Genomic DNA, 25,644 nt, shown 5'->3' with positions numbered 1-25,644 from the left:
GACCCTGACATCCCTCGCCCCCGCCCCCGGGCGGGCCTCCCCGCCCGCGCGGCGTGTTTGGCTTGTCCGCGGGGGGGGGGGGTGGGGTGGGGGGGGGGGGCCCCCCCCCCCACTCCCGTTCAAGCCCGGGCAGGCACCGGGGCGTCCGGGGAGTCCAGCCAAACCGTCTGGCCGTCGGGCGTGACGGTGAGGCCGAAGCGCTCGAAGCCGGGGCGGCCCCGGTCGTCCCACCAGCGCCAGGCGGATCGCACCTCGTCCCAGAGACTGCGGGGGCCGGACTGGACGACCTCGTAGGTGGTGCGGCCGGGCTCCCAGTCGACGGTGGCCCAGGACGTCACGGCCGTGTCGTGCAGCCAGAGGGTGTAGGAGCCGTCCGCGTAGCGCTCGACGAGAGGGAACACCCCGGGCACCTGCACCCCGACGGCGAACATGGCCGGCCAGCTGCCCAGGGCCTCCGGGGAGAGGGACGTCGAGGAGGAGGTGCCGTCCGCCGGCCACGGCCCGGACAGGTACGCCAGGCTGCCGGGACGGATGGCCCGTTGGCGGCGGAGCCGCATGAAGGCCGATGATCCGACGAACCGGCCGCTCGCCGTGCCGTCGGCGCCCGCGGTGAGCCGGACCACGGCCTCCCCGCCATACTCGGGGCCCCACGGCGCGACGATCAGGCCGCCCGACCTCGTTTGGGAAACCCAGGCGGGCGGCACCCGGCGAACCGAGCAGGTGGCGATCACCCGGTCGTACGGTGCGCGGGGCGGGTGGCCAGCGGCGCCGTCCCCGACCACCAACGTCGGCGAGTACCGGGCGCGCTTCAGCCGTAGCTGAGCCTCGGCGGCATTGTCCTCGTCGACCTCTACCGTCACGACGTTGCCGGAGCCGAGGCGCTGGGAGAGGAGCGCGGCGTTCCAGCCCGTGCCGGTGCCGATCTCCAGCACCCGGTCGCCCGGCTCGACGTCCAGGGCGGCGAGCATCGAGAACACCATGGTGGGCATGGAGTTGGAGGACGTGGGCGTGGTGCCGCGGTGTTCCCCGGTGTGGTCGCCGTCGTCCCACTGGGTGGTGAGCGGGACGTCGGAGTAGACGGCGTGCCACCAGGCGGCCGGGTCGGCGTGCCTGTTCGCGGAGTCGCCCTGGCGGACACCGTCGCCCTGACCGGGCCAGACGAGGTCCGGGACGAACCAGTGGCGGGGGACGGCGTCGTAGGCGGACAACCAGTCCGAGGTGATGGACCCGTTCGCGATCAGCGCGGAGGCCAGCCGGGCCCGGCCGGCCTCCGCTTCCTGCTGCTCGATCACGCGTCAGTCACCCGACGTCGGGCCGCTGCCGTCCGAGGTGTTGCCACCCTCGTCGCTGCCGCCGCCACCGTGCTTGTTGCCGCTGCTGCTGTCGTCCTGCTGACCGCCGCCGGACCCGGATCCGGAGCCACCGCCGTGCTTGCCGTTGTCGAACACGGGCATGGTTTGCTCCTTTCAACGACGGTGTCGAATAACGTCGTTGAGACGTACGGTAGGGCGGCGGAGCGGGCCGGAAGGCGGCCGATTCTCGAATATTCCGGACCCGGGCCGGTGGGGTTCGCGGAGATTCCTCAGAAGGTGCCGAGAGCCCTGCGACAGCGGGTGATCACCTTGTGGGCCTCCGCACCGTAGACGGCGGAGGCGGCCAGGGTCTCCCAGACGCGCAGGTAGAGGGACACGTTCTCGGGCTGGTCGAGCCAGAGCTCGGCGTGCCAGTCCTCGACGATGACGAGTCGCTCGTCGTGGATCCAGAAACCGTTGGCAGGCGGCAACTTGAGCTGGGCCTCGAATGGGACGATGCCGAGGGAGACGGTGTCCAGGCCGATGACGCCAGCGAGACGGTCGAGCTGCGCGGCCATCACGGGCGGAGGGCAGACCAGGGCGCGAAGGGCAGATTCCCACATGAGGATGTGGTACTGCTTGCCGGACCGGTACAGGCTCTCCTGGCGCTGGATGCGGGCTCGTACAGCCTCGTCTATGTCGCGTGGGGACTGGTGGAGATCGACGTACGCGCTGAAGATGTGCCGGGCGTAGTCGGCGGTCTGGAGCATCCCGACAATCATGGCGCCTTCCCAGGCGCGCATGAAGTGCGAACGGTCGTGCTCGGCAGTCAGGGTGTCCTGCACCGGTTTGTGCCCGGCGGCCAACTGCCGTCGCCAGGACCGGGTCCCTGACTCGAAGGACCGCAGTCGGGCTGACAGTTCGGCTGCCGTGCGGGGCTGTCCGACAGCCTCGGCCCAAGCTTTGAGGTCGTCGTGGGTGGCCGTTTGCCGGCCGGTCTCCAGCTTGCTGACTTTGGACTGCGTCCAGCACAGGAGATCGGCCAGCTGCCGACCTGTGAGACCGCCCTCGGTCCGCAGCTCGCGGAGCCGCTGACCGAGGGCGATCCTGGCGTGCTGGAAGTCGGTGCTCACATGTCGGACGGTACCTGAGCACGGAACTCGTGGTGTGGGAGGGCGAAGTGCCATGCGGCGTCGCGCTCCTGGCAGGCGCGGGCAACCCGCACCGGGTCGGTGATCAGTTCGACGTGGGTCAGATCGTCGTCGGTATCGAAGTGCAACAGGGCGATGAATCGCGAGTCGAACAGCCAGGTGTCCTCCGCCGGGAGGCCCAGCCGGTCGGCGTCGGCACGCCAGAGCTGCCGGATGTCCTCCCCGACCATGCCGTTTCGAATGGAGTTGTTGAGCAGGTACCGCTGCCCGACGGAGGGTGGGTTGTCCATGATCCGCACGCGCTCGAACCGCTTGCCCAGGGCCGACTGTTCGCGGCGCGAGACGCACCAGGGATGGTCCAGGTCCCAATCGAGGTCGAGCCCGGCGACGAACCGCCGGTAGGACTCGCCCTGTTCGTCCGAGCGGTACCGACGGCGGGTCTCCAGTCGGAAGGCCGTGTGTTCGAAGCTCACGAACAGCTTGTCGAACTCGTCGAAGCTGATCAGCGTGCGTTCCCGGCTCATCGCTGCTCTCCTCGTAGTCGGTCGGACGGGATCAGGATGCCCTGGAACTGCCACGGCGGAAGCACTGATTCTCCAATGTTCGCCCGCAGAGTCGCAGTTGCACTGTCGAGGATCGGCCGTGGTAAGGCGCATGCAGTGGGGGTGGGTACCGTCGACTTCCTGCTCCGGGGAGGTGCCCCGATCTGCGTGACCGGGGATGTGAGGTGCACGGCATGGCAGGACGGATTCGGAGAATAATCAAGAATCAGTCCTGTTGGAGCGCCAGTTGAGGCCGAATATGAGACCTTCCTGACCGTCGGAGAAGGGGAAAGTCATGGCCAGGCGGCTGCGCGTCGTGGGTAGTACCTCGGGCGTCGGTGACTGTCCGACGCTGTACGAGGACGTGGACACCGGAGAGGTGGTGGTCCAGGGGTACGCCGTTACCGACCCTGAGGAGGTGGCACAGCTCAAGTACGTGAAGGACGATGAAGGCTTCGTAGTCGTGCCCCGAGAACTGCTCGTGAGGTTCGCGCCGAAGGAGGCAACGCCTGTGCCCGAGTTCGTCCCCCAGCAGAAGATCACCGAGTTCATCAACGACGGGTTCGAACACACCGCCTGGCGGCTGGAGACCAGGACCGGGTACCTCTCCGACAAGCAGATGCCCTCCTACTCGGAGTTTCTGCGCACCGGCGACACGGCCGGTGAGGTCGGACACCCCTGGTTCGAGAACGTGCGCCGCATGGTCGACAAGGGAAAGAGGTTCGAGCGGGTCCGCCTGGTGGACAACCCGCCCACCGAGGGGCAGCGGTACCTGCTGGCGTGTGCCCGGACCAACGTCGCTGCCGGTGAGGACATCCGGTGCATGTGGCGGGCGGACGCCGAGACGGCCGGCCTGACCGGGTTCTCGGACTTCTGGCTCTTCGATTCGCGAACGGTCGCGCGCTTCCACTTCGAGGGAGAACGCACCGTGGGCATGGAGCTGGTCACCGACCCACTGGAAGTCCTGCGAGCCTGCCAGGCCCGCGACGCCGCCTGGCACCACGCGACGCCCTACGCGGAGTTCAGGGCTCGGGTACCTTCCGGCATGTGAGCTCCGACTTTCGACATGCGCGGTCTGCTCTCGGTGCTCGGATGCGCGAGCTTCGCACCGAGAGCGGCCTGTCAGGCCGTGCCTTGGCTACGAGGCTGGGCTGGCCGCAGTCGAAGGTCAGCAAGGTGGAGAACGGAAAGCAGTCGCCCACCAGGGCCGATGTGGTGGCATGGGCCGCGGGTGTCGGCAGGCCCGATGCCGCTGCGGAACTGGTGGGCAGACTCCGGACGGTGGAGACGCAGTACCGCTCCTGGCGGCGCCAGCTCGCCGGTGGTGTGAGGCCGGTACAGGAGGCACATGCCGAGCAGGGCCAGCGGACCAGCGACCGTCGGTCATTCGACCCGACCTTGATTCCAGGCTTGCTTCAGACAGCGGGGTACGCCCGTGCGGTGCTCACCCGGTACACCCGAGTCCATCCATCGATTCGTGACGTCGATGCTGCCGTGGTTGCCCGTATGGAACGACAGAGAGTACTCAGGGATCGATTCCGATCATTCCATTTCCTGGTGTGGGAAGGAGCCCTCGTATCCCGTCTCTGCCCTCCGGATGTACTGGTCGACCAGCTGGAGCGCCTCGTGCCGTGGTTGGTGGAAGGGAACGTACGCCTCGGCATAGTTCCCTTTGGCGCCGATCTGGAAGTTCCCGTGGGAGTGGGTTTCTCGATCCACGACGACGCTCTGGTCGTGACCGAGTCATGGCACGCAGAGATGTGGCTGGACGATCCGGCCGACGTTGCACTTCACATCCGGGCATGGGATGCGTTGGCGGAAAGCGCTGTCTACGGCCCGGCAGCCCATCGTGTGATCGCCAGAGCTGCTCGTGCCCTTCGCGATACGCGTTGAGGAGCTCTTCCAGGGGCGGTCCGGTTTTGCGGCCCCTCGCGCGGTTGCGCGCGAGGGGCCGCTGGGGGTCAGGCGTGGTGGTCGAATTCGCCGGCCTTGATGCCCTGAAGGAGGGCGGCGAGGGCGGCGGGGGTGGTGCGGAGGATGACGTGGCCCTCGTCGGACTCGCGGAGTTCGACCAGCCCGTCGACCGCGCGTACCTCCACGCACTCGTTGTTTGCTGCGCTGTAGCTCGACTTCTGCCACTCGGTCTTAGGCATACCTGGATTCCACTTCTTTCTTGATGAACCGGATGAAGTCTCGCGACTCATCCTCGGAAAGCGCAGCGGAGTCCACGCGGTCGAAGATGGCTCGATGCTTGGCCAGGTCTGCTGGGGAATCGAAGAAGAGCGTGCCCGGGGAAGTGTCCATCTGGACGGTATCGAGTTCAGGTACGGGGCCCTGTGCAAGGGTCACGTTCTCGCCAGCGCCAGGGAATGTGTCCACATCGAACGGCACCACCCTGATGGAGATGCCGTTGTCAGTCGAGTCTCCGATCAACGCATCAAGCTGGTCTGCGAGCACCCTGGGACCACCGAACTGCATGCGGAGTGCTGCCTCGTGGATGAACGCCCGAAGCGGGATCTTGCCGGTTCGGACCACTTGCTGCCGCTGTACGCGGAACGCAGTCCGGACATCGATGTCCTTGCGGGGCAACGGCGGATAGACCCGAGCGAAGACCGCGGACGCGTAGCTCCCGGTTTGCAGAAGACCGGGGATGTACGTGGTGGTGGAGGTGGAGAGTGTCTTCGCGTGATGTTCGACCTCGGCTACCTCAAGGAAGTCCGTCGTCAGGACCTCTCGGTACTCCTCCCACCAGCCTCGGCCGCGTTCGGCGGTGATGTCGGCAAGGGCATCGATCATCGGACGATTCGCGTAGTTGCAGGCCGCAGCAATGGTGCGGAGGCGGTCTGCGCTGATTCCGATCCGCCCGGATTCCATCTGGGTGACCTGAGCGGGGTTCATCCCGACGAGACGACCGAGCTCGGATCCACCGAAGCCGGCTTGCTCGCGCATCCTCCGTAGCTCGATGCCAAACCTGCGCTGGCGGAGTGTCGGGTTGACGCGTGGCGGCATGGCTTCCTTCCGGGGGTGCAAGCACCTCAAGTCTGCCGTGCGGGCCGAGCGTCGGTCTACCGACTACCACGATAGAGGGAAGTTCCCGATGAGGGGGAAAATTATCCACTCCCATGCGCTACGGTCGTGCTCATCTCGATCCGACGGATCGTCAGTAACGCCTGCTAGCAAGCACCGCAGAGCAGCCGCGCCCATCTGCCTGGCCTGGCTCACGGCGACATGTGTTCCGCCGGTTCTTCCCTCACTCACGCCTCGGGAGAAGTCCCATGCGTCACCTCAACACGCCCTCGATCGCCCTCGCCCGTCAGTCCCTCCTCGACACCATGACGCGCGTCGGCTGGTCCCCCTCCACCATCTTCGACGCGCAGCTCGCGCTCGTCGAGCTCCTGGTGAACGCCTGGCGGCACGGCGCGACCGCCGCGCCGATCGTCCAGATCATCTCCGTCGACCGCTCCCTCCGCGTCTCCGTCACGGACGAGAGCCCGATCGTGCCCTCCCCGGCCGCCCGTGGCCTCCTCGCCGAGTCCGGCCGGGGCCTCCAGCTGGTCGCCGGCCTCACCCACCGTTGGGGCGTCGACCCCCAGGAGCGCGGCAAGTCCGTCTGGTTCGAGCTGGACGGTGCCGCGTGAAGCGCCACCCCATGAAGCCGACGGACCCCCGGATCCGGCACTACACCGACGACCACATCCGCACCCTCCTGGCCGAAGTCCAGGAGCGTGGCAGGAAGTTCGGCCTGATCTTCCCCTCCGTCGGCACCGACCGGACCCTCGACGGCCGGGTCCTCGTCCGCTTCGGCACCGCCCCCGCCTCCACCCTCCTCAACCTCCTCACCCTCCTCCTCGACGTCGACCGCGAGACCTGGTGCGATTCCTGATCGGGGCGGCCTTCGCCGTCCTCCTCGCGCTCGCCTTCGCGACCGTCGCCCTGGGCGTAGTCACCGCCCTCCGTGCGACCCCGCCCGACGAGGACGGGTAGCAGCACGCAGAGGAGGGCCGCGACCACCCCCGCTGGTCACGGCCCTCCTGCGCTCCTGCCCTACCCCTCCGGGCTCAGCTCTTCTTCTCGAACCCGGCGAGCAGGGCGCGCGGGTCGAAGGTGACCCGGATCCGGGCGATCTTCCCGTTCTCGACGTGCATCCAGTTCACCGTCGGCGTGGGCTCCGCGACGCTGGTGTTCAGCTCGAACCAGGTGATCACCTCGTCGCCCTCGGCGACCCGCACCTTCACGTCGATCTTCTCCAGCACCTGCCCGAGGCCCCGCAGTCCGCCCAGTGCCTCCTCCACGCCGGAGGCGGTCCCCAGTGCCCCCACGAAGTCCACGTCGTCGGCCAGCACGCCCCGGAGGGTCTCGAAGTCGCCCGCCTCCCAGGCGGTGAAGTAGGTCTCGGCCAGCTCGCGTGCGTTCTTCGTCGTCGTCATGACTCCATCGTTCCGCGCGACGATCCATCCGTCCAACAGATGGATCTGATGTTGTCTATCATTCTGAGTTATGGAGATGCATCAGCTGCGCTACCTCGCCGCCGTGGTCGACGAGGGGACCTTCACCGCCGCCGCCCATCGGCTGCACGTGAGCCAGTCCGGCGTCAGCACCCAGATCGCCAAGCTGGAGCACGAGTTGGGCCAGCAGCTCCTCGACCGTTCCGGGCGCCGAGTCCGCCTCACCCCCGCCGGAGAGGCCGTCCTTCCGCTCGCTAAGAACGCCCTCGCCACTCTGGACGCCATCCGGCACACTGCTGCCGAGTTCGCCGACGCGGTGCGCGGCCGGGTCCGGCTGGGCATGATCATGGGCTGCTCGATCCCGCCCTTCCTCGACGTGGTCGCCGACCTCGGCCGCACCCACCCCGGCATCGAACTCAGCCTGCACGAGGGCCACTCCGACCTCCTCCAGGCCCGGATCCTCTCCGGAGACCTGGACCTGGCCCTGATCGGCTTCGCGGGAGAGGCCGACCCCGGCCTCGACGTCGACGTCGTCGTGGACGAGCGCATCGTCGCGGTCGTCCCGGCCGGGCACCCGCTCGACCGGGACGGGCTGGGCCTCGCCGACCTCCGGGGCGAGAAGATCCTCTGCCTCTCCCCGGGCACCGGCCTGCGTGCCGCCTACGAGGACTCCTGCCGCCGGCTCGGACTCGACCCGCGCGTGGACATCGACGCCAGCTCCCCGCTCGCCGTGCTCCGCCTCGCCGAGCGCGGCGCCGGGGTCGCCGTCCTCAGCTCGTCCTCCGTGGAGGGCGCCGGCCTGCGTGCGGTCCCGATCACCGACGCGGCGACGTACGCCCGCCTCGGCCTGGTCGCCCGGCGCGACCAGCACTCTCCGGCGGTCCGGCTGCTGCGCGACAAGCTCCGTACAGCGCTGGGGAGTTCCTAGGCCTTCCAGTGCGGGTCGCGCCCCGAGGCGGCGAGCGCGCGGTCCCACACCGAGGCGCCTTCCGGCAGTGCCACCGGCTCCGCGAAGCCCTCGTACTGCCGGTACAGCTCGGCGTTCTCGGCCACGATCTCCAGCACCACCGCCGCGAGCTCCTCGTCGACCGGGATCTCCACGCCGACGGCCCGGGCGACGTCCCAGCCGTGCAGGAGCAGCTCCAGGATCAGCATCCGGGCGATCCCCACCGCCGGGACCGGCGAGCCGCCGAGGTCGACGTCCCCCTCCCAGACGGCCGGGTCGGACCACGCCGCGACGGCGCGCTCCAGCTGTGCCGCGTACGCCGGGCGCCATTCGGCGTCGGCGGTGAAGTCCCGCGCACTCAGCTCCGGGGGCAGCTCGGTGCGCAGGGCCCGGTGCTCCAGGCCGTGCGAGGTGTACAGCACCCAGTGGTTGACCAGGGCGCGGGTGTCGAAGTCCGCGCAGGGCGTCGGCGCGGTCGGCGGGTGGTCGGCCGGGACGGCGGCGGCGACTCCGGCCGCGGCGGAGGCGGCACGGGCCAGGAAGGGGTGCATCGGGTGGACGTTCATGCCCCGATCCTGCGCCGGGACGCACCACCGGGTCTTGAAGAAACGCGACGGCTAACGTGGCCGCCATGGACTCTCCGGATCTCGGCCGCGGCGTGCTCCACCCGGCCCGGGCGGCCGAGCTGATCAGCGTGGACCGGCTGGAGCCGGCTCCCGAGGTGGCGCGGTTCGTCGAGTACTACTGGCGGGTCGGCTGGGACCTGCGCGGGCTGCCGGCGTACGAGCAGAAGGTGCTCGCCCACCCCAACGTCCATCTGGTGTTCGAGGCCCCGCGGGCGACCGTCTACGGGGTGGTCCGCTCGTTGTTCGTCCGTCGGCTGGAGGGCGCCGGGCACGTGCTGGGCGTCCGGTTCCGCGCGGGTGCCTTCCGGCCGTTCGCGGGCTGCCCGGTGGGCGAGCTGGCCGACCGCACCCTTCCGGCCGCCGAGTTCTTCGGGCCCGCGGCCGACCGGCTCAACCCGGTGCTGTTGGGCGACGCGGCGGACCCGGCCGCCCTCGCGGACGCCTTCCTGCTGCCCCGGCTGCCCGCGCCGGACCCGGTCGCCGAGGAGGTCGGGGCGATGGTGGAGCGCATCACCGGCCGGCCGGACCTGTGCCGGGTGGCCGACCTGGCCGGGGAGTTCGGCCTCGGCGTCCGGCGTCTGCAGCGCCTGTTCGCCGAGTACGTCGGCGCCTCCCCGAAGTGGGTGCTGCGCCGCGCCCGGTTGCACGAGGCGGCCGAACGCGCGCGCCTCGGCGGCGAGTTGGACCTTTCCGCACTCGCCGCCGAGCTGGGCTACGCCGACCAGGCCCATCTCACCCGCGACTTCACCGCCGCCGTGGGTGAGTCCCCGGCGCGCTACGCGGCGGCGGGCTGACCGGCTTCCGCCGTGGCGGCAGCGGCGGCCGCAGCGGCCCGGCCCTTGGCACTGGCCCGCTTGGCGTAGGCGATGGTGAAGTAGACCAGCCCGCCGAGCACCACGTACGGGAGGATGTTGTTGACCGTCACCACGGTGCCGTGCGACAGGGTGTAGACCAGCACGATCCGCAGCACGGCCTCCAGGACGAAGGCCACGCCCCACACGATGGTCAGGTTGCGCTGGACCTTGCGGAAGCCCGGGTACTGCCACATGGAGTTCCACCAGGCGACCATCTCCGGCGTGCCGTCGGTGGCGAACTTGCGCCCGAAGTAGAACATGATCGGCTTCGGGGCGGCGAGCGAGACCAGGTAGAGCACGCCGAGCAGGCCGGAGACGAAGGAGTCCTTGGCCAGCAGCATCTTCGGGTCCTGCGGGCCGATCAGTGCGACGACCAGGGTCAGGGCGACGAAGACCAGGGAGACCACGGCGAACTCGTCGATCCGGCGGTGCCAGACGAGGTAGATCAGGGTGTCGATCACCGGCCCCAGGCCCGAGAGCAGGATGGCGGTGGATTCGCTGTAGCCGTGGTCGTGCAGCTGGTTGTAGATCATGATCGGCGCGACGACGTTGAAGCCGATGCTGATCAGCCAGCCGAGAGCGGCCGCCTTCCCCTTGCGGGCCGGAGCATGCGGAGCTGCGTTGGTGGGTGCGGTAGTTGACACTGTGTCGTCCCCCGGAGTGAGCCGTGATTTTTCGGCTCATTCTGACGGAGCGGCAGGTCAAGCGCCTAACGTCGGACCGAATCGTGATCGATCGTGCCCGAGCGGGCCGCTGCTCACGCGCCGAGGAAGCGCTGCAGTTCGTCCAGCACGTAGTTGGCCCCGGTGTAACCGATCCCCTGGAACCACAACTGGTCGTCCACCGGGAACGCCCGGTGCGCCCTGACCGCCCCCAGCGCCTGCCAGCCCGGGCTCGCCAGCACCGCGTCCAGGCCCGCCTGTTCGGGATCGCCGTACGTCGCGTAGAGCAGCAGGTCGCCGTCCGCCTTCGCGATCTGGTCCGGTGGGACCTCGAAGTCCGACTGGTCGACGTTCTGCGCGTCCGGCCGCCCCACCTGGGCGTCGGCGAGCACCGTCCCGGGGAAGCTCTGCCGGCCGTACAGCCGGATCCCGCCGCCCTCCACGAACCGCACCAGGCTCACCCGGCGCCCGGACAGCCGGGCCGCCGACAGTGCCTGCGCCACCTGCCCGGCGTGCTTCTGGTAGGCGTCGGCGAAGGCCTCCCCGGCGGCCACCCGCCCCAACGCCCGGGCGTGCAGCTCGAAGTCGGCCTTCCAGGGCGCGCCGGTGGTCTGGGTGAGCACGGTGGGGGCGAGCTCGCGCAACTGGTCGTAGCGGTCGCCGTCGCGCGCCTGGTTGGAGAGGATCAGGTCCGGCCGCAGCGCCCGTACGGTCGGCAGGTCGGGGGCACCGGCGGGGCCGACCAGCCGGATCCCGGTGGTCCGGGAGGCCGGCCAGTAGTCGGGGTAGCGGGTGTCGCGGGCGGGGAGCGCGGCGCCGACCGGGGTGATGCCGAGGGTCAGCGCCGAGTCGAGGGCGTCGGTGTCCAGCACGACCACCCGCATCGGCTCGGCCGGGACCAGCACCGGCCCGGTGGCGGTGTTCACGGTGACCGGCGGCGCCGGGGCGGCGGTCGGCGAGGCGCTCGGGTCGAGGTCGCCGGCGGCCGCCGGGCCCGGAGCCGGGGCCTGCTTGGTGCCGCCCGTGCAGGCCGCGAGCGCGGCCCCGCCGAGGCCGGTGAGGAGGGTGCGGCGGGTGATCCGGGGCATCGGCGGTCCTCGGGAGACGGGTGTGGTCGGGGCGCCGTCGATTATGTCCGAAATGGCAGCTAAAGTGCCGATGAGTGTGCCGTCAGGCGTCCACCGCCGCCGTCGCCGCCCACGGAGCTCCCGGGACGACCAGCGGCGTGCCCGTCACCGGATCCGGTACCACCACCGAGTCCAGCCCGAACACCTCGCGTACCAGCTCCGCCGTCACCACCTCCCCGGGGGCGCCCTGCGCCACCACCCGGCCGTCCCGCATCGCCACCAGGTGGTCGGCGTACCGGGCCGCCTGGTTGAGGTCGTGCAGCACGGCGACGACCGTCCGCCCGCGCTCCACGTTCAGCCGGCGGACCAGGTCCAGCACCTCCACCTGGTGCGCGATGTCCAGGTAGGTGGTCGGCTCGTCCAGCAGCAGGATGTCGGTGCCCTGGGCCAGCGCCATCGCGATCCAGGCGCGCTGGCGCTGGCCGCCCGACAGCTCGTCCATGCTGCGCTCGGCCAGCTCCGCGGTCGAGGTGCGCTCCAGCGCCTCCGAGACCGCCGCCTCGTCCTCCGGCGACCACTGCTGCCACCAGCTCTGGTGCGGCTGGCGCCCGCGCGAGACCAGGTCCGCCACCGAGATGCCCTCCGGGGCGGTCGGCGACTGCGGCAGCAGGCCCAGCCGCTGCGCGATCCGCTTGGTCGGGATCCGCGCCAGCTCCTCGCCGTCCAGCAGCACCGCGCCCCGGACCGGCTTCAGCAGCCGGCCGAGGGCCCGCAGCAGGGTCGACTTGCCGCAGGCGTTAGGGCCGACGATCACCGTCACCCGGCCGTCGGGGATGCGGACGTCCAGGCCCTCGACGACCGTGCGCGTCTCGTAGGCCAGGGTGAGGCCCCGGGCCTCCAGACGGTGGGCGGACATCTCAGGAACCTCCACGGCGGGATCGGATCAGCAGCCACATCAGGTACGGCGCGCCGACCATGCCGGTCACCACGCCCACCGGCAGCTCGGTCGGCGCCAGCAGCCGCCGGGCGATCAGGTCGGCGAGGACGACCACCAGCGCGCCGGTCAGCGCCGAGCAGAACAGCGGGACCTGCGCCGAGCGGGCCAGCCGCAGCGCGATCTGCGGGGCCATCAGCGCGACGAAGTCCACCGGCCCGGCGGCCCCGGCCGCACAGGAGGCCAGCACGATGCCCAGCAGCGCCATGCCCAGCCGGATCCGGTCCAGTCGCAGGCCGAGGCCCACCGCGGTCGCGTCGTCGAAGGAGATCGACCGCTGGGCGCGCGCCGCCCACAGCGCGACGGGCAGGGCCGCGAGCAGCACCCGGGCGAGCCAGCCGGCCTGGTCGTAGCCGGCGCCGTTCAGGCTGCCCGTCATCCAGACCTTCGCGGCCTGCGCCTGGAAGCCGTCGCCCTTGGTGAGGAAGACGGAGGTGAGCGAGGACAGGGCGACGCTGATCCCGATGCCGACCAGCACGAAGCGCTGCGCGTGCAGCCCGCGCCGCCAGGCCAGCGCGTACACCAGCAGCCCGGCCACCAGGCCGCCGGCCACCGCCGCGTACGGCGCCTGACCGGTCGAGCCGACCACGCCGTACGCCGTCAGGCCGACCACCGTCGCGGTCGCGCCCCAGGTCACGCCCACCACGTCGGGGCTGGCCAGCGGATTGCGGGCGACGGTCTGGATCAGCGCGCCGGCCAGGCCGAGCGCCGTGCCGACCAGCAGTCCGACCACCACCCGCGGCAACCGGAACTCGCCGACCACCAGCTCGTCCGGGCTCGGCCGCCCGAGCACCACCCTGACCACCTCGGCCGGCGACACGGTGGACTCGCCCAGGCACAGCGAGGCCACCACCGCCCCGGCGAGCGCCAGCAGCAGCCCGGCGGCGACGAACGCCGAGCGCCGGTGCAGCAGGAAGGAGGCCCGCCCGGCCCGCACCACGGAGTAGCCGCGGAGCGGCACGCGGCCCGTGCCGGAGGAGACGGCGCTCATGCGGCGACCACCTTCCGGCGACGGACCAGGGCCACCAGCACCGGGACGCCGACCAGGGCCGTCATCACGCCCGCCGGGACCTCGGACGGCGGGAACAGGACCCGGCCGAGGGTGTCGGCGAGCAGCAGCAGGGCCGGGCCGAGGACGGCGGAGAAGGCGAGGATCCAGCGGTGGTCGGCGCCGGCGACGGCGCGGGCCGCGTGCGGGACGGCGAGGCCGATGAAGGCGATCGGGCCGGCCGCCGCGACCGCCGAGCCGGTGAGGACGGTCGCGCCGAGGGCGCCGAGCGCCCGGACGGTGCCGGTCCTCGCGCCCAGCCCCTTCGCGGTGTCGTCGCCGAGGGCCAGCGCGTCCAGCCCGCGCGCCACCGCGAGGACCAGCACCGTGCCGACGGCCAGGAAGGGCAGCAGCTGCCAGGCCACGTCCGAGGTCCGCCCGGAGAGCGAGCCGACGTGCCAGAAGCGGAACCGGTCCATGGTGGCCGCGTCGGTGGTCAGCACGAGGGTGTTCAGCGAGGCGATGAAGGCCGACATCGCCGAGCCGGCCAGCGCCAGCTTGACCGGCGTCGCCCCGCCCCGGCCGCGCCCGGCGAGCCCGTGGACCAGGACGGTGGCGATCGCCGCGCCCGCGAAGCCGAACCAGACGTACCCGGTGAGGGTGGAGACCCCGAAGCCGGAGATGGCGACCACCACGCCGGCCGCCGCGCCCTGGGAGACGCCGAGGATGCCGGGGTCGGCGATCGGGTTGCGGGTCAGGCCCTGCATGACGGCCCCGGCCAGGCCGAGCGCCGCCCCCACGGCCAGGCCGACGACCGTGCGCGGCACCCGGAGCTCGCGGATCACCACGGCGTTCGCGGTGCTGCCGCCGTGCAGCAGGGCGTCGAGGGTCTCGCCGAACGGGACGGTCCGGCTGCCGACCGCGAGGCTCAGCAGTACCGCGGCGGCCAGGACGGCCAGGGCGGCGGCGAGCCACGCCGTTCGGCGCCGGGGCGCCCGGTGCGGCGCACCGGGCGGTGCGGTGGTGTCGTCGGTCATGGGCCCTCTCCGCAGACAACTCAGGTAAACCTAAGTTCCGCCGCGAAGGCGGGGCAAATTGCCTCGTGGCCCCGGCTGTCCGTTGGATAGCCTGGCGGCATGCCCGCGACCCCACAGGCCCCGCTCACCGTCGGCTTCGACCTCGACATGACGCTGCTGGACACCCGGCCGGGTATCCACGCCACCTACCTGGCGCTCTCCGCCGAGACCGGCACCCCGATCGACGCCGACCTGGCGGTCACCAGGCTCGGCCCGCCGCTGCTCGACGAGATCCGCAACTGGTTCCCGGAGGAGGAGGTGGAACGGGCCGCGACGCGCTACCGCGAGCTCTACCGCGACCACGCCTTCGCCCCGACCGTGGCCCTGCCCGGCGCGCACGCCGCCGTCGAGGCGGTCCGCGCCCACGGCGGCCGGGTCGCCGTGATCACCGGGAAGTACGAGCCGAACGCCCGCCTCCACCTGGAGCACGCCGGCCTGCCGGCGGACGTGCTGATCGGCGACCTCTGGGCCGAGACCAAGGGCGAGGCCCTGCGCGAGCAGGGCGCGAGCATCTACGTCGGCGACCACCTCGGCGACATCCTGGGCGCCCGGATCGCGGACGCGGTCGCGGTCGCGGTGGCCACCGGCCCGTACGGGGCGGACGAACTGCGCGAGGCCGGGGCGGACGTGGTCCTGGCGGACCTCACCGGCTTCCCGGACTGGCTGGCCCGCCACCTGGCCTAGGCCCCGCCACCCGGCCTAGGGCCCGCCGCCAGGCAGGGGAACCCGACCCGTCAGGGCGCGCTCAGGGCCCGGCTCAGGACCCGACTCGGGGCCGGGCTCAGGACTCGACGCGGCGGCGCTGGTCGCGCGCGTTCAGGAACAGTCCGGTCAGCGCGGCCAGGAAACCGGCGGGCATCAGCATGCTCAGCCAGTACGCGGCGGTCGGGAGCGGCGTCAGGTGCAGGAACAGCGGGACGAAGGTGACCAGGGTGGCGAGTGCACCGAGACCGAAGACGATCGCCCCGGCCTTGACGTACACGTCGCCGGGATCGGCGCTCTGGCTGCTCACGTCTGCTCACTCCTCGGGGCTGGGCCGGACCGCCCCCAGTCTGGCAGAGCGGCCCGCGGGGCCGCCCACCGGAGCGGCTTCGTCACGTTGCGCAGTTTCCCGGCAGCTCAACGTTTTGATCCCTGCTGAGCGGGGGTATGGAGGGTGTGCCGAGGGGCGCTACAGGTGCGCCCCGCGTCCTCAGACCCGGGGGTGTGAGCCGATGGACCGCGCAGCGCCGCGACCCGGCCGTGCCAGTACCGGGTTGCCCGTGGCCGCGAGATCCCCGCACTCCGACCGCCCCGATCGGGCCGCGGAACGCGGATCCTTCGCGGAACGCGGATGAGGCAGTCACGGACCGTTAGTCTGCTCCTGACAGTGTGCTGACCATGAGCGCCCGCGGGCGCCGAGTCGAGGTCGGCAGCATCTTTCCCACCACCCAGTGATCCCCGGCCAGGGCCGGGATCCCTCACACCCATTCGAGGACTGTTCGAGATGCCCACCGGCCAGGTCAAGTGGTTCAACGAGACGAAGGGCTTCGGCTTCCTGTCGCGCGACGACGGCGGCGACGTCTTCGTCCACACCAAGGCGCTGCCCGCCGGTGTCACCGTGCTGAAGCCGGGCCAGCGGGTCGAGTTCGGCGTGGTCGCAGGGCACCGCGGTGACCAGGCGATGGCCGTGCAGCTGCTGGAGGCACTGCCCTCGGTGGCCGCCGCCCAGCGCCGCAGCGCGGACGACATGGCCCCGATCGTCCAGGACCTGATCACCACCCTGGACGCGGTGCTGCCCGGCCTCCAGCGCGGGCGCTACCCCGCCAAGCCGACCGGCCAGAAGCTGGCCGGCCTGCTGCGCGCGGTGGCCGACCAGTTCGACGTGTAGGGCGGCGGGGCGGAGCGGGGGAGGACTACCCGAACGCGAGCGCACCCGGGTCGAGCGGGGGCACCAGCCCCTCCGCGGCGGCCCGGGTGAGCAGCGCGCGGACGGCCGCGTAGCCCTCCTCGCCGAGGTCCTCGGTGAACTCGGTGACGTACAGCCCGATGTGCTGCTCCGCGACGTCCAGGTCCATCTCCTGGGCGTGCTCCAGCACGTACCCGCGGCTCGCCCCGGGGTCCGCCCAGGCCTGCCGGACGGAGGCGCGGATCGCGTCGGCGACGGCCCGCAGCCGCTCGGCGCCGAGCGAGCGCTTGGCGACGATCGCGCCCAGCGGGATCGGCAGGCCGGTCTCCGCCTCCCAGGCCTCGCCCATGTCGGCCAGGCTGTGCAGGCCGTACTGCCGGTAGGTGAAGCGGGCCTCGTGGATCACCAGGCCGGCGTCCACCCGGCCGTCCCGGACGGCGGGCATGATCTCGTGGAACGGCAGCACGACGATCTCGCCGAAGCCGCCCGGCACCGCCTTCGCCGCCCAGAGCCGGAACAGCAGGTACGCGGTGGAGCGCTCGGAGGGCACCGCGACGGTCTTCCCGGCGAGGTCGGCGGGGGCCTCCACACCCGGCAGGGTGAGCACCAGCGGCCCGCAGCCGCGCCCGAGCGCGCCGCCACAGGGCAGCAGGGTGTACTCGTCCAGGACCCACGGCAGCGCGCCGTAGCTGATCTTCAGCACGTCCAGCCCGCCGCGCTCGGCCAGGCCGTTGGTGACGTCGATGTCGGCGAAGGTCACCTCGGGGGCGTCCGCCCCGGGCACCAGGCCGTGCGCCCAGGCGTGGAAGACGAAGGTGTCGTTCGGGCAGGGCGAGTACGCGATGCTCAGCCGTTCAGCCACGGCCGGCCTCCTCGATCGGTTCGTGCCGCGCAGCCGGTTCCGGCTCGTGCCGCGCAGCCAGTTCGTGGACGGGCAGCACCGCGAAGGCCCGCTCCAGGGCGGCCAGGGCCTCGCCGATCCGCCAGGCGGCCCGGTCGCGCGGGCCGACCGGATTGGACACGGTGCGCAGTTCCAGGGCCGGCACGCCGTACCGGGCGGCGGCCTCGGCGACGCCGAAGCCCTCCATCGCCTCGGCGGCGGCGCCCGGGTGGCGGGCGGCCAGCGCGGCGGCCCGCTCGGCGCTTCCGGTGACCGTGGAGACGGTCAGCACCGGGCCGACGACGGCGCCCGGGCCGGTGGTGCCGTCCCGGCCTTCCAGGGCCCCCCTGACGAGCGCGACGGCGGCCGGGGGCGGGGTGTGCCGGACGGTGCCGAAGCCCAGTTCGGTGACGTCCGCGAAGCCCTCGGGGGTCTGCGCGCCGAGGTCCGCGGCCACGATCGCGTCGGCCACCACGGTGGCGCCGACCGGGGCGTGCGGGGCGAAGCCGCCCGCGATCCCGGCCGAGACGGCCAGGGCGTACGGGTGGGCGGCCAGGGCGGCGGAGGCGGCGGCCGCGGCGGCGGCCGGGCCGACCCCGGCGGCCAGCACGTCCACCGGAGCGCCGGCGGACCGGTGCAGCGTGCCGCCGGGCAGCGGCAGGGCGGTGGCGCCGCCCGGGAGGCCGCGCAGCACGGCCTCCGCCTCGGCGGGCACCGCGACGACGACGAGCAGCCGGGCCCGCGCGGGGCCCGACTGCTCGTGCGCGCCGTTACCGGCGTCGTGCGCGGTCATCGCAGGACCGTCAGCTGTCCTGGGTGTTCAGCTGGAAGTACCAGACGGCGATCGGGTTGTCCGAGTTCTTGTCGCCCTCGACCACCGTGATCAGGGTCTTGCCGGTGGCGTTGAGGATCTTGTTCGCCTGCTGGGAACCCGACCAGGTCGGGCCCTTCGCGTACGCCGAGAGGCTGGTGCGCCCGCCGGAGGCGGTCGAGCCGCCGTTGCTGAAGGCCCACCAGCCCGACTCGGCCACGTTCGGGGAGACGCCGACGCCGACCCGGTCGCTCGCCACCACGTCCATGGTGGGCAGCGTGCCGTTCTTCAGGGCGGTGTTGGCGTCCTCCTGGCACTTGTCCTGGAGGTCCTCGGTGATCGGGCTGCCGTTGTTCCAGCACAGCGGGTCCGCGACCGTCGAGGAGTTGCCGACCGTGAGGGTGGCACGGTGCGAGTTGTGCTCGGTCTGGCCGGCCGCGATGGCGACGGAGGTGCCCACCGTGGCGGCGCCGACCACGACGACGGCGCCGAGGGCGGCGATGGCACGGGAATTGAGGCTCATGGGTCAGAATCTACCGGGCCTGGCCGATCACGCTACGCGGGGGTCGGCCACCGCGTGTTGCCGCACCCCGCTCAGGCCACCCGGGGCGCCGCGGAATGCCGTCGCAGACCCACCCGGAAGAGCGAGTGGAACGTCCACAGCAGCACCAGGCCGACCACCGCGGCGGCGATCGACAGGCCCAGCACCCCGTTCAGCGGCAGCAGGATGCCGACCGCGCCGCCGGCCACCCAGGACAGCTGCATCAGCGTCTCCGAGCGGGCGAAGGCCGAGGTCCGCACCGCCTCCGGGACGTCCCGCTGGATCAGCGCGTCCAGCGCCAGCTTGCCCAGCGAGGCCGCCATCCCGGCGACCCCCGCGACCAGAACCACCGTCACCACGCCGTACCAGAGCGCGGCCGCCGCCGTCGCGCAGGTCGCCAGCAGCAGCATCGCGGTGACCGTCGGCTCCGGGCCGCGGGTGCGCAGCCAGGAGCCGAGCACCGAGCCGAGCGCGTTGCCCGTGCCCGCCGCCAGCGCGACCAGTCCCAGCGCCAGCGTCGGCTGCAGGCCGCCGATCGGCTCCTCCCGCAGCAGGAAGGCCAGGAACATCACCAGGAAGCCGACCAGCCACTTCATCGCCGACATCGCCCGCAGCGCCAGGATCACCGACGGGCCGACGGTGCGCAGCGAGGCCTTGACGGGCGGTGGCTTGTGGTGGATCAGGTGCGAGCCCTCGCCGTGCACCTCGGCGTGCAGGACGGCGCGCTGCTCGCCCTTGGCCGAGTCCACCTTGTGCGGCAGGTGGAAGGCCATCAGGGTGCCGATGACGAACACCAGGAAGGCGCCGCGCAGCGGCCAGCTCGGGCCGATCAGGTGCAGCAGCCCGCCCACCGCGGCCGCCACGCCGGTGGCCAGCAGCCCGGCCAGGGTGACCCGGGAGTTGGCCTTCACCAGGGACAGCCGGCTCGGCAGCAGCCGGGGCACCACGACGCTGCGCACCACCCCGTACGCCTTGGACGCCACCAGCACGCCGAGCGCCGCCGGGTAGAGCGCGATGCCGCCGCCGGCGATCACCCCGGCCATCGTCCAGGCCAGCACCGCCCGGGCCAGCATCGACATCGCCATGGCCGCCCGGCGGCCGTGCGGCAGGCGGTCCAGCAGCGGGCCGATCACCGGGGCCAGGATGGCGAACGGGGCCATCGTGATCAGCAGGTAGAGCGCCACCCGGCCGCGGGCCTCGCCGGTGGGGACCGAGAAGAAGATGGTCGAGGCCAGCGCGATGGTGATCAGCATGTCGCCGAAGGAGTTGAGCGCGTGCAGCTCGATCAGCTTGGCGAGGCCGGACTCGCCCGCGCCCTCGGCGGCGGTGGCCCGGCGGATCCGGCGGCCGGTGCCGTGCACCACCTTGCCGGTGCGGGAGCCGGCGGCGGAGGCGGTGCGGATCAGGAAGTGCCGGCGGGGCTCGGGGGCCTCCTCCTCCAGGTCCTCGTCGAGGGCGGTGAGGTGCCGGGCGTGGGCGCCGTCCGGCCCGGGGGCGTCGTCCTGCGCCGGGAGGCCGTCCGGCCCGGGCACGCCGTCCGGCCCGGGGAGACCGTCCGGCCCGGGGATGTCGACCGACTCGGGGAGACCGTCCGGCCCGGGGACGCCGCGGAGCACCTCGCCGGGCGCGGCGCTCCGGGGCGGCTTGACCAGACTCACGGGGGCGGCGGGCGCCTCGGCTCCGCCCGCCGGCTGCGGTTCGCCCGCGCCGGGGACCGGGGGCTGCTGTCGCGGCACGGCGTCCGCCTGGTCGGGGCTGCCGGCCTGCGAGGCGCGCAGTGTGTGCTGCGACGGTTTGTCGTCCGCCACAAGCCCATCCTGCCCCAGATTCGCCGCGGCGACGCGGGATTGCGCTCCGCTCGGCGCGGTCGACGGGTGCTCGCGGAGCGCCCGCGGAACGTCCGCGTCCGCCCCGGACTGTGCCGGGGTGCCGGGCGGCGGGTAGCCTGCCCAAGGTCCGCCCGCCGGGCGCCGGGAGCGCCGGCAGGCCGGTCGAGCGGCGCGGCCGGTACCCGAGGGGGCCTCCGGTCGCGCAGAATGGACGAGGGACTACCGAGCCGCGACGGACCAGGCAACACGCCGTGGGCGACATAAGAACTGGGAGAGAATCGACGCCGTGAGTGCTGCGATGCGAAGCCGTACCCCCGACCGGCTCTGTGCCGAGGCCGTCGAACTCGCCCGTCAGGCAGCCGAGGAGGCCGTCGGGGCGGAGGCCGTCGGGCTGCACCTCGGCGTCCAGGCGGACGCCGACCGCGTCGTCACCCACACCTTCGAGTGCCTGGACGCCGCGTACCGCGGCTGGCACTGGGCGGTCACCGTCGCCCGCGCCCCGCGGGCCAAGAACGTCACCCTGGACGAGGTCGTGCTGCTGCCCGGCCAGGACGCCGTCCTGGCCCCCGAGTGGGTGCCGTGGAGCGAGCGGCTGCGCCCCGGTGACATGGGCCCCGGCGACCTGCTGCCGACCGGTGCCGACGACCTGCGGCTGGAGCCCGGCTGGACCGGCGAGGACGAGCCCGCGCCGAACTCCGCGGTCGCCCTCGCCGACGACGAGGACCTGGTCGTCACCGACCCGCACGTCCAGCCGGCCCCGGCCCGCGCCCGGATCAACGCCGTCGCCGAGGAGCTCGGCCTGGGCCGCAGCCGGGTGCTCTCCCGGCTCGGCCTGCACCTGGCCGCCGAGCGCTGGGAGAAGGCCCACGGCCCGCAGACCCCGATGGCGCAGGCCGCCCCGGCCTCGTGCGGGAGCTGCGGCTTCCTGATCCCGATCGGCGGCTCGCTCGGGCAGGCCTTCGGCGTGTGCGGCAACGAGTTCGGTCCGGCCGACGGCCAGATCGTCTCGTTCGCGTACGGCTGCGGCGGCCACTCCGAGGCGGCCGTCATCCCGGCCCCGCCGGCGCCGTCCGAGCTGATCCTGGACGAGCTGGTGGTCGAGCCCCTGCAGCTGCACCCGGACCGCGCCTCGGGCTCCGTCGAGCCCGACGCCCCCGCCGAGGAGCTCGGCCACTCCTGAGTTCGCCGTCGTACGGCCCGCCCCGGTTCCTCACCGGGGCGGGCCGTCGGCGTTCCCGGACTCAGCGGCGGCCGAACAGGCCGCGCCGGGCAGGGGCGGCGTCCTGCGGCCGGGGCGCCGGCCGGGGCGGCGGGGCGTCCTGCCCGCTGTGGAGGAGTTCGGCGACCGAGACCCGGAAGTGACGCTTCCAGCCGCCGGCTGTGAGCTCGACCAGGAAGCTGCCATCGGGCATCGTGAAGATGCGGCGCTCCGGCGGGCGCGAGGGCTCCGAACCCTCGCGGGGGACGTACGTGCGGGCGGCCTCCTCCGCCAGCCCGACCGCCTGCTCCCGGCCCAGCGGGGCTTCCTGCGGCGGGACCAACTGCCACCGGTGGGCGCCGTCCGCGTCGACCTGCCGGTCACGCTCGATCAGGACATACCAGGAACCGTCGGAGACCATGCGGCTTCCCCCCTCGCCAACCGGAACAGGGGGCTCAGCATAGGCAGCGGGCGCCCCTGGTCCGCCGGGGGTGCCCGGGCAGGGAAGAATGCCCTACGACGTACAGGGCAGCGGAAGGCGGCAGGTCCCGTGGAACCTCGGATCATCGGCAGCGGCACGGACGAGCACCTCTCGGACCCCTTCGGGAGCGCTGCGCTGCGGCGGCGGGTGCTGGACGCCTGGGCCGCCTCGCCGGCCCGGTTCCGGGAGGACGCCAACGCCGAGGAGGAGCTCGCGCTCGGCGGCTACCGGGACCGCCTGGTGGTCGAGTTGGCGCAGAACGCGGCCGACGCGGCGGTCCGCGCGGGCCGCGGCCCCGGGCGGCTGCGGCTGACCCTCGCCGACGGCGTGCTCGCCGCCGCGAACACCGGCGCCTCGCTGGACGCGGCCGCCGTCGAGTCGCTGTCCACCCTGCGGGCCTCCTCCAAGCGCGGCGAGGCGCCCGCCGTCGGCCGGTTCGGGGTCGGCTTCGCCGCCGTCCTCGCCGTCACCGACGAGCCCGCCGTGCTCAGCGCCACCGGCGGCGTGCGCTGGTCGCTCGGTGAGGCCCGGTCGCTCGCCGAGGCACAGCCCGCGCTGGCCGACGAGCTGCGTCGCCGGGACGGCCACGTGCCGCTGCTGCGGCTGCCGTTCGCGGCCGAGGGTCCGGCCCCCGAGGGCTACGACACGGTGGTCGTGCTGCCGATGCGGGACGCCGCGGCCGAGGACCTGACCCGCCGCCTGCTGGCCGGGATCGACGACGCGCTGCTGCTCACCCTGCCCGGCCTCGCCGAGGTCGTGGTGGAGACCCCGGAGGGCACCCGGACGCTCACCCGGGTCGCCGCCGAGACCCGCCCGGACGGCGTCACCGAGGTCACCGTCACCGACGACGCGGGCGGCCGGCTGCGGCAGACGGTGTGGCAGACCGCCGGCGCCTCCGGCAGCCTGGCCGCCGAGCTGCTGGTCGACCGGCCCACCGAGGAGCGCACCCGCCCGTACTGGACGGTGACCTGGGCCGTGCCGGTCGGCGCGGACGGCGTCCCGCAGCAGCCCGGCATCGCGTCCGTGCTGCACGCGCCGACCCCCAGCGACGAGCCGATCGGCCTGCCCGCGCTGCTGATCGCGTCCTACCCGCTGGACTCCACCCGGCGGCACGTCGCGCCCGGCCCGCTGGCCGACTTCCTCACCGAGCGCGCCGCCGACAGCTACGCCGACCTGCTGCGCGCCCGCGGAGCCGATCTCGGCTCGCTCGGCCTGGTGCCCGGGCCGCTCGGCCAGGGCGCGCTGGACAACGCGCTGCGCGCGGCGGTGCTGTCCCGGCTGCCCGGCACGCCGTTCCTGCCGCACCCGGCGCCGGTCGAGGAGGGCACGCCGGCGCTGCGGCCCCGGGACGCGACGCTGCTGGAGGGCGCGGACGGCTCGGTGGTCGAGGCGCTCGCACCGATCTTCCCCGGGCTGCTGCCGGCCGGTCTGGAGCGCCGCACCGAGCTGCGGGTGCTGAACGTGCGCCGGGTGCCGCTGGCCGATGTGGTGGACCAGCTCGGCGGCCTGGACCGCGAGCCCGGCTGGTGGCGCAACCTGTACGCGGCGCTGGGCGGGGCCGACCCGGAGGCGCTCGGCGCGCTGCCCGTGCCGCTCGCGGACGGCCGGACGGTGACCGGGCCGCGGCGGGTCCTGCTGCCCTCGGAGGACGCCGACTGGGCGGCCTTCCCGGGCTACCCCGAGTCGCTGGCCGGCGCACTGGCCGCGCTCGACCTGCGCCTGGCGCACCCCGAGGCCGCCCACCCGCTGCTGTCCAAGCTCGGCGCGGGCACCGCCACGCCGGCCGGGGTGCTGGACACCCCCGAGGTGCGCGCCGCCGTCGCCCGCTCGTACGAGCTGGCCGAGGACGACCTGGACACGGCGATCGAACTCGCCGACGCCGTCCTGGCGTTGGTGAAGGCGGCCGCCCCCGAGCCGGGTGAGCACCCCTGGCTGGCCCGGCTGGCGCTGCTCGACGACGAGGGCGAGCCGGCCCGGGCGGGCGAACTCGTGCTGCCCGGCAGCCCGTTCGCCGCGCTCGCGCGCGAGGAGGACGCCGGCTGGGTGGACGACGAGCTGCTGGAGCGCTGGGGGTCCGAGGTGCTCGCGGCCGTCGGGGTGCTGGCCGACTTCGTCCTGGTGCGCGCCGAGGACGTGGTGCTCGACCCGGACGACCTGGAGCGGCTCGACCCCACCGCCCCCGCCGACCGGGCGGCCGGCGGCCACCCCACCGGCCTGCTGGACGAGGCCCCGGACGGGCTCGCCGAGTGGGCCGAGGACGTGCTGGAGGCCCTGCAGGCCGACGAGGCCGTCGGCGTGCCGCCGGTGGCCGCCGAGCTGCTGGCCGTGCGCGACCTCGACCTGGTGGACGACGACGCCTGGCCCGAGGCGCTCGCCGCACTGGCCCGCCCGCCGTACCGGGACGCCGTGGTCAACCCGGTGCGCACCCTGTTGCCGGACGGCTCGTACGCCGACCTGCCCCCGTACACCGCGTGGTGGCTGCGCGACCACCCGGTGCTGGCGGGCCGCGAGCCGGCCGGCCTGCGCGCCGCCGGGGCCGACCCGCTGCTGCGCGGCCTCTACGACGAGGCGCGCACCACCCTGGACGACCAGTTCCTGCACGCGCTGGGGGTGCGCACCACGCTGGCCGCGCTGCTCGCCGAGCCGCACGGGCCGGACGAGGTGCTGGACCGGATGACCGACCCGGCCGTCGAGGTCGGCCACCGCCAACTGCACGGCCTCCACAGCGCGTTGGCCCGGGTGGAGCGCGAGCGGATCGATCCGCTGGACGTGGTGCGGGCGCTGCCCCCGCTGGACCCGGCCACCGGGCGGCGACCGGCCCACACCGTGGTGGTGGACGCCACCGAGGCGGTCGTCGCGGACGCCCCCGACCTGGTCCAGCTGCTGCACCCGTACCCGCTGCTGCCGGTCGCCCCGGCGCTCGCGGCCGACCTCGCCGAGCGGCTGCACGTGTCGCTGGCCAGCGAGGTGGCCGGCGGCCGGGTGCTCTCCGAGGGCGTGCTGCACCGGGTGCCGGCCGTGGTGCGCGAGCTGCTGCCCGGGTGCCCCGTCGCGTACGAGGAGCACGAGGAGCTGCTGGTCGTCGGGCCGGACGGCGACGAGGCCGCGGTGGACTGGCGGTGGGACACCGGGGCGGACACCCCGGAGCCGCCGTACGACCCGGAGCTCGCCGAAGCCGACGACGAGGACGACGAGTTCGAGGTCCCGCCGGTGCCCGGCCTGCTGCACGCGGCCACCCCGGAGGGCCTCGCGGCCGGCCTCGCCTGGTCGGTCGGGCAGTGGCACCGGCGCTTCGAGGTGCTGGCCGCGCTCAGCGAGCCGGACCGGGCGTACGAGCTGTCGGCGGCCCGGGACTTCGAGGGCTGAGCCCGGC

At 73.2% G+C, this 25,644-nt stretch carries 29 protein-coding genes; 10 read left to right on the top strand and 19 right to left on the bottom strand.

All coding sequences use genetic code 11. The features are described 5' to 3' along the window. Positions 1-119: 119 nt before the first annotated feature. The 4 genes from ACIRST_RS34425 to ACIRST_RS34410 form a co-directional block, all read right to left on the bottom strand. Positions 120-1,292: a methyltransferase domain-containing protein gene (locus ACIRST_RS34425; protein WP_402807417.1), complete on the bottom strand. Its 1,173-nt coding sequence runs from the start codon at positions 1,290-1,292 to the stop codon at positions 120-122. 3 nt (positions 1,293-1,295) lie between these two features. Continuing rightward, on the bottom strand, positions 1,296-1,454 hold the full coding sequence (locus tag ACIRST_RS34420) for a hypothetical protein (RefSeq protein ID WP_402807414.1): 159 nt from the start codon (positions 1,452-1,454) through the stop codon (positions 1,296-1,298). Between the two features lie 128 nt (positions 1,455-1,582). Next, positions 1,583-2,425 (bottom strand): helix-turn-helix domain-containing protein, encoded by an 843-nt coding sequence (locus ACIRST_RS34415; protein WP_402807412.1) that lies wholly within the window; start codon positions 2,423-2,425, stop codon positions 1,583-1,585. Next, on the bottom strand, positions 2,422-2,967 hold the full coding sequence (locus tag ACIRST_RS34410) for a DUF6879 family protein (RefSeq protein ID WP_350525141.1): 546 nt from the start codon (positions 2,965-2,967) through the stop codon (positions 2,422-2,424). The genes ACIRST_RS34415 and ACIRST_RS34410 overlap by 4 nt, the downstream gene beginning before the upstream one ends. Before the next feature lie 313 nt (positions 2,968-3,280). Here ACIRST_RS34410 and ACIRST_RS34405 point away from each other — a divergent pair, with 313 nt between their 5' ends. Together ACIRST_RS34405 and ACIRST_RS34400 are read left to right on the top strand one after the other, a co-directional pair. Further along, positions 3,281-4,036, top strand: coding sequence for a DUF6879 family protein (locus ACIRST_RS34405; protein WP_402807409.1), 756 nt, complete (start codon positions 3,281-3,283; stop codon positions 4,034-4,036). Further along, positions 4,033-4,878, top strand: a complete 846-nt coding sequence (locus ACIRST_RS34400) for a helix-turn-helix transcriptional regulator (protein WP_350525139.1) — start codon at positions 4,033-4,035, stop codon at positions 4,876-4,878. The genes ACIRST_RS34405 and ACIRST_RS34400 overlap by 4 nt, the downstream gene beginning before the upstream one ends. Positions 4,879-4,946: 68 nt before the next feature. On the opposite strand, the gene ACIRST_RS34395 is transcribed toward ACIRST_RS34400, so the two are convergent. Together ACIRST_RS34395 and ACIRST_RS34390 are read right to left on the bottom strand one after the other, a co-directional pair. Further along, entirely contained in the window at positions 4,947-5,138 is a 192-nt protein-coding gene (locus ACIRST_RS34395) for a DUF397 domain-containing protein (protein WP_402807406.1), read from the bottom strand. Continuing rightward, a complete protein-coding gene (locus ACIRST_RS34390) occupies positions 5,131-5,994 on the bottom strand; it encodes a helix-turn-helix transcriptional regulator (RefSeq protein ID WP_350525137.1) in 864 nt (287 codons plus the stop codon). Before ACIRST_RS34390 ends, ACIRST_RS34395 begins: the two co-directional genes overlap by 8 nt. Before the next feature lie 266 nt (positions 5,995-6,260). Here ACIRST_RS34390 and ACIRST_RS34385 point away from each other — a divergent pair, with 266 nt between their 5' ends. Together ACIRST_RS34385 and ACIRST_RS34380 are read left to right on the top strand one after the other, a co-directional pair. Next, on the top strand, positions 6,261-6,623 hold the full coding sequence (locus ACIRST_RS34385; protein ID WP_402807402.1) for an ATP-binding protein: 363 nt from the start codon (positions 6,261-6,263) through the stop codon (positions 6,621-6,623). A gap of 11 nt (positions 6,624-6,634) precedes the next feature. Beyond that, positions 6,635-6,868 carry a hypothetical protein gene (locus ACIRST_RS34380; RefSeq protein WP_402807400.1) on the top strand — a complete coding sequence of 78 codons (234 nt, stop codon included), beginning with the start codon at positions 6,635-6,637 and terminating at the stop codon, positions 6,866-6,868. Between the two features lie 175 nt (positions 6,869-7,043). Here ACIRST_RS34380 and ACIRST_RS34375 read toward each other — a convergent pair whose 3' ends face one another. Next, the gene (locus tag ACIRST_RS34375) at positions 7,044-7,412 is read right to left on the bottom strand and encodes a nuclear transport factor 2 family protein (RefSeq protein WP_402807397.1); all 369 of its coding nucleotides are present in this window, start codon (positions 7,410-7,412) and stop codon (positions 7,044-7,046) included. A gap of 70 nt (positions 7,413-7,482) precedes the next feature. Here ACIRST_RS34375 and ACIRST_RS34370 point away from each other — a divergent pair, with 70 nt between their 5' ends. After that, a complete protein-coding gene (locus ACIRST_RS34370; protein WP_402807395.1) occupies positions 7,483-8,358 on the top strand; it encodes a LysR family transcriptional regulator in 876 nt (291 codons plus the stop codon). Here the strand turns inward: ACIRST_RS34370 and ACIRST_RS34365 are convergent. Further along, on the bottom strand, positions 8,355-8,942 hold the full coding sequence (locus tag ACIRST_RS34365) for a TIGR03086 family metal-binding protein (RefSeq protein WP_402807392.1): 588 nt from the start codon (positions 8,940-8,942) through the stop codon (positions 8,355-8,357). The two genes, ACIRST_RS34370 and ACIRST_RS34365, sit on opposite strands and share 4 nt — an antisense overlap. 65 nt (positions 8,943-9,007) lie before the next feature. Here ACIRST_RS34365 and ACIRST_RS34360 point away from each other — a divergent pair, with 65 nt between their 5' ends. Further along, positions 9,008-9,796 carry a DUF6597 domain-containing transcriptional factor gene (locus tag ACIRST_RS34360; RefSeq protein WP_402807391.1) on the top strand — a complete coding sequence of 263 codons (789 nt, stop codon included), beginning with the start codon at positions 9,008-9,010 and terminating at the stop codon, positions 9,794-9,796. Here ACIRST_RS34360 and ACIRST_RS34355 read toward each other — a convergent pair. From ACIRST_RS34355 to ACIRST_RS34335, 5 genes are all read right to left on the bottom strand, one after another. Continuing rightward, entirely contained in the window at positions 9,778-10,500 is a 723-nt protein-coding gene (locus tag ACIRST_RS34355) for a VC0807 family protein (RefSeq protein WP_402807388.1), read from the bottom strand. The two genes, ACIRST_RS34360 and ACIRST_RS34355, sit on opposite strands and share 19 nt — an antisense overlap. Before the next feature lie 113 nt (positions 10,501-10,613). Further along, positions 10,614-11,606 (bottom strand): iron-siderophore ABC transporter substrate-binding protein, encoded by a 993-nt coding sequence (locus ACIRST_RS34350; RefSeq protein WP_350525129.1) that lies wholly within the window; start codon positions 11,604-11,606, stop codon positions 10,614-10,616. Between the two features lie 82 nt (positions 11,607-11,688). Beyond that, positions 11,689-12,501 carry an ABC transporter ATP-binding protein gene (locus tag ACIRST_RS34345; RefSeq protein ID WP_350525128.1) on the bottom strand — a complete coding sequence of 271 codons (813 nt, stop codon included), beginning with the start codon at positions 12,499-12,501 and terminating at the stop codon, positions 11,689-11,691. A gap of 1 nt (position 12,502) precedes the next feature. Beyond that, a complete protein-coding gene (locus ACIRST_RS34340) occupies positions 12,503-13,570 on the bottom strand; it encodes a FecCD family ABC transporter permease (protein WP_402807386.1) in 1,068 nt (355 codons plus the stop codon). Next, on the bottom strand, positions 13,567-14,604 hold the full coding sequence (locus tag ACIRST_RS34335; RefSeq protein ID WP_350525126.1) for an iron ABC transporter permease: 1,038 nt from the start codon (positions 14,602-14,604) through the stop codon (positions 13,567-13,569). Before ACIRST_RS34335 ends, ACIRST_RS34340 begins: the two co-directional genes overlap by 4 nt. A 99-nt stretch (positions 14,605-14,703) precedes the next feature. On the opposite strand from ACIRST_RS34335, the gene ACIRST_RS34330 reads away from it, so the two are divergent. Next, a complete protein-coding gene (locus tag ACIRST_RS34330; protein WP_396549404.1) occupies positions 14,704-15,327 on the top strand; it encodes an HAD family hydrolase in 624 nt (207 codons plus the stop codon). Positions 15,328-15,424: 97 nt separating this feature from the next. On the opposite strand, the gene ACIRST_RS34325 is transcribed toward ACIRST_RS34330, so the two are convergent. Beyond that, positions 15,425-15,655: a hypothetical protein gene (locus ACIRST_RS34325; protein ID WP_350525124.1), complete on the bottom strand. Its 231-nt coding sequence runs from the start codon at positions 15,653-15,655 to the stop codon at positions 15,425-15,427. A gap of 474 nt (positions 15,656-16,129) precedes the next feature. Here ACIRST_RS34325 and ACIRST_RS34320 point away from each other — a divergent pair, with 474 nt between their 5' ends. Then, a complete protein-coding gene (locus tag ACIRST_RS34320) occupies positions 16,130-16,513 on the top strand; it encodes a cold-shock protein (RefSeq protein WP_270144901.1) in 384 nt (127 codons plus the stop codon). A 25-nt stretch (positions 16,514-16,538) separates the two neighbouring features. On the opposite strand, the gene ACIRST_RS34315 is transcribed toward ACIRST_RS34320, so the two are convergent. The 4 genes from ACIRST_RS34315 to ACIRST_RS34300 all read right to left on the bottom strand — a co-directional run bounded on the left by ACIRST_RS34315 (position 16,539) and on the right by ACIRST_RS34300 (position 20,169). Then, a complete protein-coding gene (locus ACIRST_RS34315; RefSeq protein WP_350525123.1) occupies positions 16,539-17,393 on the bottom strand; it encodes a 1,4-dihydroxy-6-naphthoate synthase in 855 nt (284 codons plus the stop codon). After that, a complete protein-coding gene (locus ACIRST_RS34310; protein ID WP_350525122.1) occupies positions 17,386-18,204 on the bottom strand; it encodes a futalosine hydrolase in 819 nt (272 codons plus the stop codon). The genes ACIRST_RS34315 and ACIRST_RS34310 overlap by 8 nt, the downstream gene beginning before the upstream one ends. A gap of 10 nt (positions 18,205-18,214) precedes the next feature. Next, positions 18,215-18,745, bottom strand: a complete 531-nt coding sequence (locus tag ACIRST_RS34305) for a hypothetical protein (protein WP_350525121.1) — start codon at positions 18,743-18,745, stop codon at positions 18,215-18,217. A 71-nt stretch (positions 18,746-18,816) separates the two neighbouring features. Next, a complete protein-coding gene (locus tag ACIRST_RS34300; RefSeq protein WP_402807478.1) occupies positions 18,817-20,169 on the bottom strand; it encodes an MFS transporter in 1,353 nt (450 codons plus the stop codon). 721 nt (positions 20,170-20,890) lie between these two features. Between ACIRST_RS34300 and ACIRST_RS34295 the strand changes: the two genes are divergently transcribed. After that, positions 20,891-21,772, top strand: a complete 882-nt coding sequence (locus ACIRST_RS34295; protein ID WP_350525178.1) for a DUF3027 domain-containing protein — start codon at positions 20,891-20,893, stop codon at positions 21,770-21,772. Between the two features lie 61 nt (positions 21,773-21,833). Here the strand turns inward: ACIRST_RS34295 and ACIRST_RS34290 are convergent, their stop codons facing one another. After that, positions 21,834-22,211, bottom strand: coding sequence for a hypothetical protein (locus tag ACIRST_RS34290; RefSeq protein WP_350525120.1), 378 nt, complete (start codon positions 22,209-22,211; stop codon positions 21,834-21,836). A gap of 129 nt (positions 22,212-22,340) precedes the next feature. Here ACIRST_RS34290 and ACIRST_RS34285 point away from each other — a divergent pair, with 129 nt between their 5' ends. Continuing rightward, positions 22,341-25,637 carry a sacsin N-terminal ATP-binding-like domain-containing protein gene (locus ACIRST_RS34285; RefSeq protein ID WP_402807379.1) on the top strand — a complete coding sequence of 1,099 codons (3,297 nt, stop codon included), beginning with the start codon at positions 22,341-22,343 and terminating at the stop codon, positions 25,635-25,637. Positions 25,638-25,644 lie beyond the last annotated feature (7 nt).

It is taken from the genome of Kitasatospora sp. NPDC101447 (assembly GCF_044767225.1).
In the GTDB taxonomy this organism is placed as follows: domain Bacteria; phylum Actinomycetota; class Actinomycetes; order Streptomycetales; family Streptomycetaceae; genus Kitasatospora.
Note: the sequence above shows the minus strand (reverse complement) of the source record. Positions and strands in the feature narration are given on the sequence as shown.

What these genes read in the sequence shown, in the direction of transcription:
- ACIRST_RS34320 (WP_270144901.1), top strand. Translation starts at nt 16,130, where the DNA reads ATGCCCACCGGCCAGGTCAAGTGGTTCAACGAGACGAAGGGCTTCGGC.
- ACIRST_RS34390 (WP_350525137.1), bottom strand. Translation starts at nt 5,994, where the DNA reads ATGCCGCCACGCGTCAACCCGACACTCCGCCAGCGCAGGTTTGGCATC.
- ACIRST_RS34365 (WP_402807392.1), bottom strand. Translation starts at nt 8,942, where the DNA reads ATGAACGTCCACCCGATGCACCCCTTCCTGGCCCGTGCCGCCTCCGCC.
- ACIRST_RS34290 (WP_350525120.1), bottom strand. Translation starts at nt 22,211, where the DNA reads ATGGTCTCCGACGGTTCCTGGTATGTCCTGATCGAGCGTGACCGGCAG.
- ACIRST_RS34345 (WP_350525128.1), bottom strand. Translation starts at nt 12,501, where the DNA reads ATGTCCGCCCACCGTCTGGAGGCCCGGGGCCTCACCCTGGCCTACGAG.
- ACIRST_RS34305 (WP_350525121.1), bottom strand. Translation starts at nt 18,745, where the DNA reads ATGAGCCTCAATTCCCGTGCCATCGCCGCCCTCGGCGCCGTCGTCGTG.
- ACIRST_RS34380 (WP_402807400.1), top strand. Translation starts at nt 6,635, where the DNA reads ATGAAGCCGACGGACCCCCGGATCCGGCACTACACCGACGACCACATC.
- ACIRST_RS34340 (WP_402807386.1), bottom strand. Translation starts at nt 13,570, where the DNA reads ATGAGCGCCGTCTCCTCCGGCACGGGCCGCGTGCCGCTCCGCGGCTAC.
- ACIRST_RS34410 (WP_350525141.1), bottom strand. Translation starts at nt 2,967, where the DNA reads ATGAGCCGGGAACGCACGCTGATCAGCTTCGACGAGTTCGACAAGCTG.
- ACIRST_RS34330 (WP_396549404.1), top strand. Translation starts at nt 14,704, where the DNA reads ATGCCCGCGACCCCACAGGCCCCGCTCACCGTCGGCTTCGACCTCGAC.
- ACIRST_RS34395 (WP_402807406.1), bottom strand. Translation starts at nt 5,138, where the DNA reads ATGCCTAAGACCGAGTGGCAGAAGTCGAGCTACAGCGCAGCAAACAAC.
- ACIRST_RS34295 (WP_350525178.1), top strand. Translation starts at nt 20,891, where the DNA reads ATGCGAAGCCGTACCCCCGACCGGCTCTGTGCCGAGGCCGTCGAACTC.
- ACIRST_RS34310 (WP_350525122.1), bottom strand. Translation starts at nt 18,204, where the DNA reads ATGACCGCGCACGACGCCGGTAACGGCGCGCACGAGCAGTCGGGCCCC.
- ACIRST_RS34385 (WP_402807402.1), top strand. Translation starts at nt 6,261, where the DNA reads ATGCGTCACCTCAACACGCCCTCGATCGCCCTCGCCCGTCAGTCCCTC.
- ACIRST_RS34375 (WP_402807397.1), bottom strand. Translation starts at nt 7,412, where the DNA reads ATGACGACGACGAAGAACGCACGCGAGCTGGCCGAGACCTACTTCACC.
- ACIRST_RS34420 (WP_402807414.1), bottom strand. Translation starts at nt 1,454, where the DNA reads ATGCCCGTGTTCGACAACGGCAAGCACGGCGGTGGCTCCGGATCCGGG.
- ACIRST_RS34370 (WP_402807395.1), top strand. Translation starts at nt 7,483, where the DNA reads ATGGAGATGCATCAGCTGCGCTACCTCGCCGCCGTGGTCGACGAGGGG.
- ACIRST_RS34350 (WP_350525129.1), bottom strand. Translation starts at nt 11,606, where the DNA reads ATGCCCCGGATCACCCGCCGCACCCTCCTCACCGGCCTCGGCGGGGCC.
- ACIRST_RS34405 (WP_402807409.1), top strand. Translation starts at nt 3,281, where the DNA reads ATGGCCAGGCGGCTGCGCGTCGTGGGTAGTACCTCGGGCGTCGGTGAC.
- ACIRST_RS34360 (WP_402807391.1), top strand. Translation starts at nt 9,008, where the DNA reads ATGGACTCTCCGGATCTCGGCCGCGGCGTGCTCCACCCGGCCCGGGCG.
- ACIRST_RS34335 (WP_350525126.1), bottom strand. Translation starts at nt 14,604, where the DNA reads ATGACCGACGACACCACCGCACCGCCCGGTGCGCCGCACCGGGCGCCC.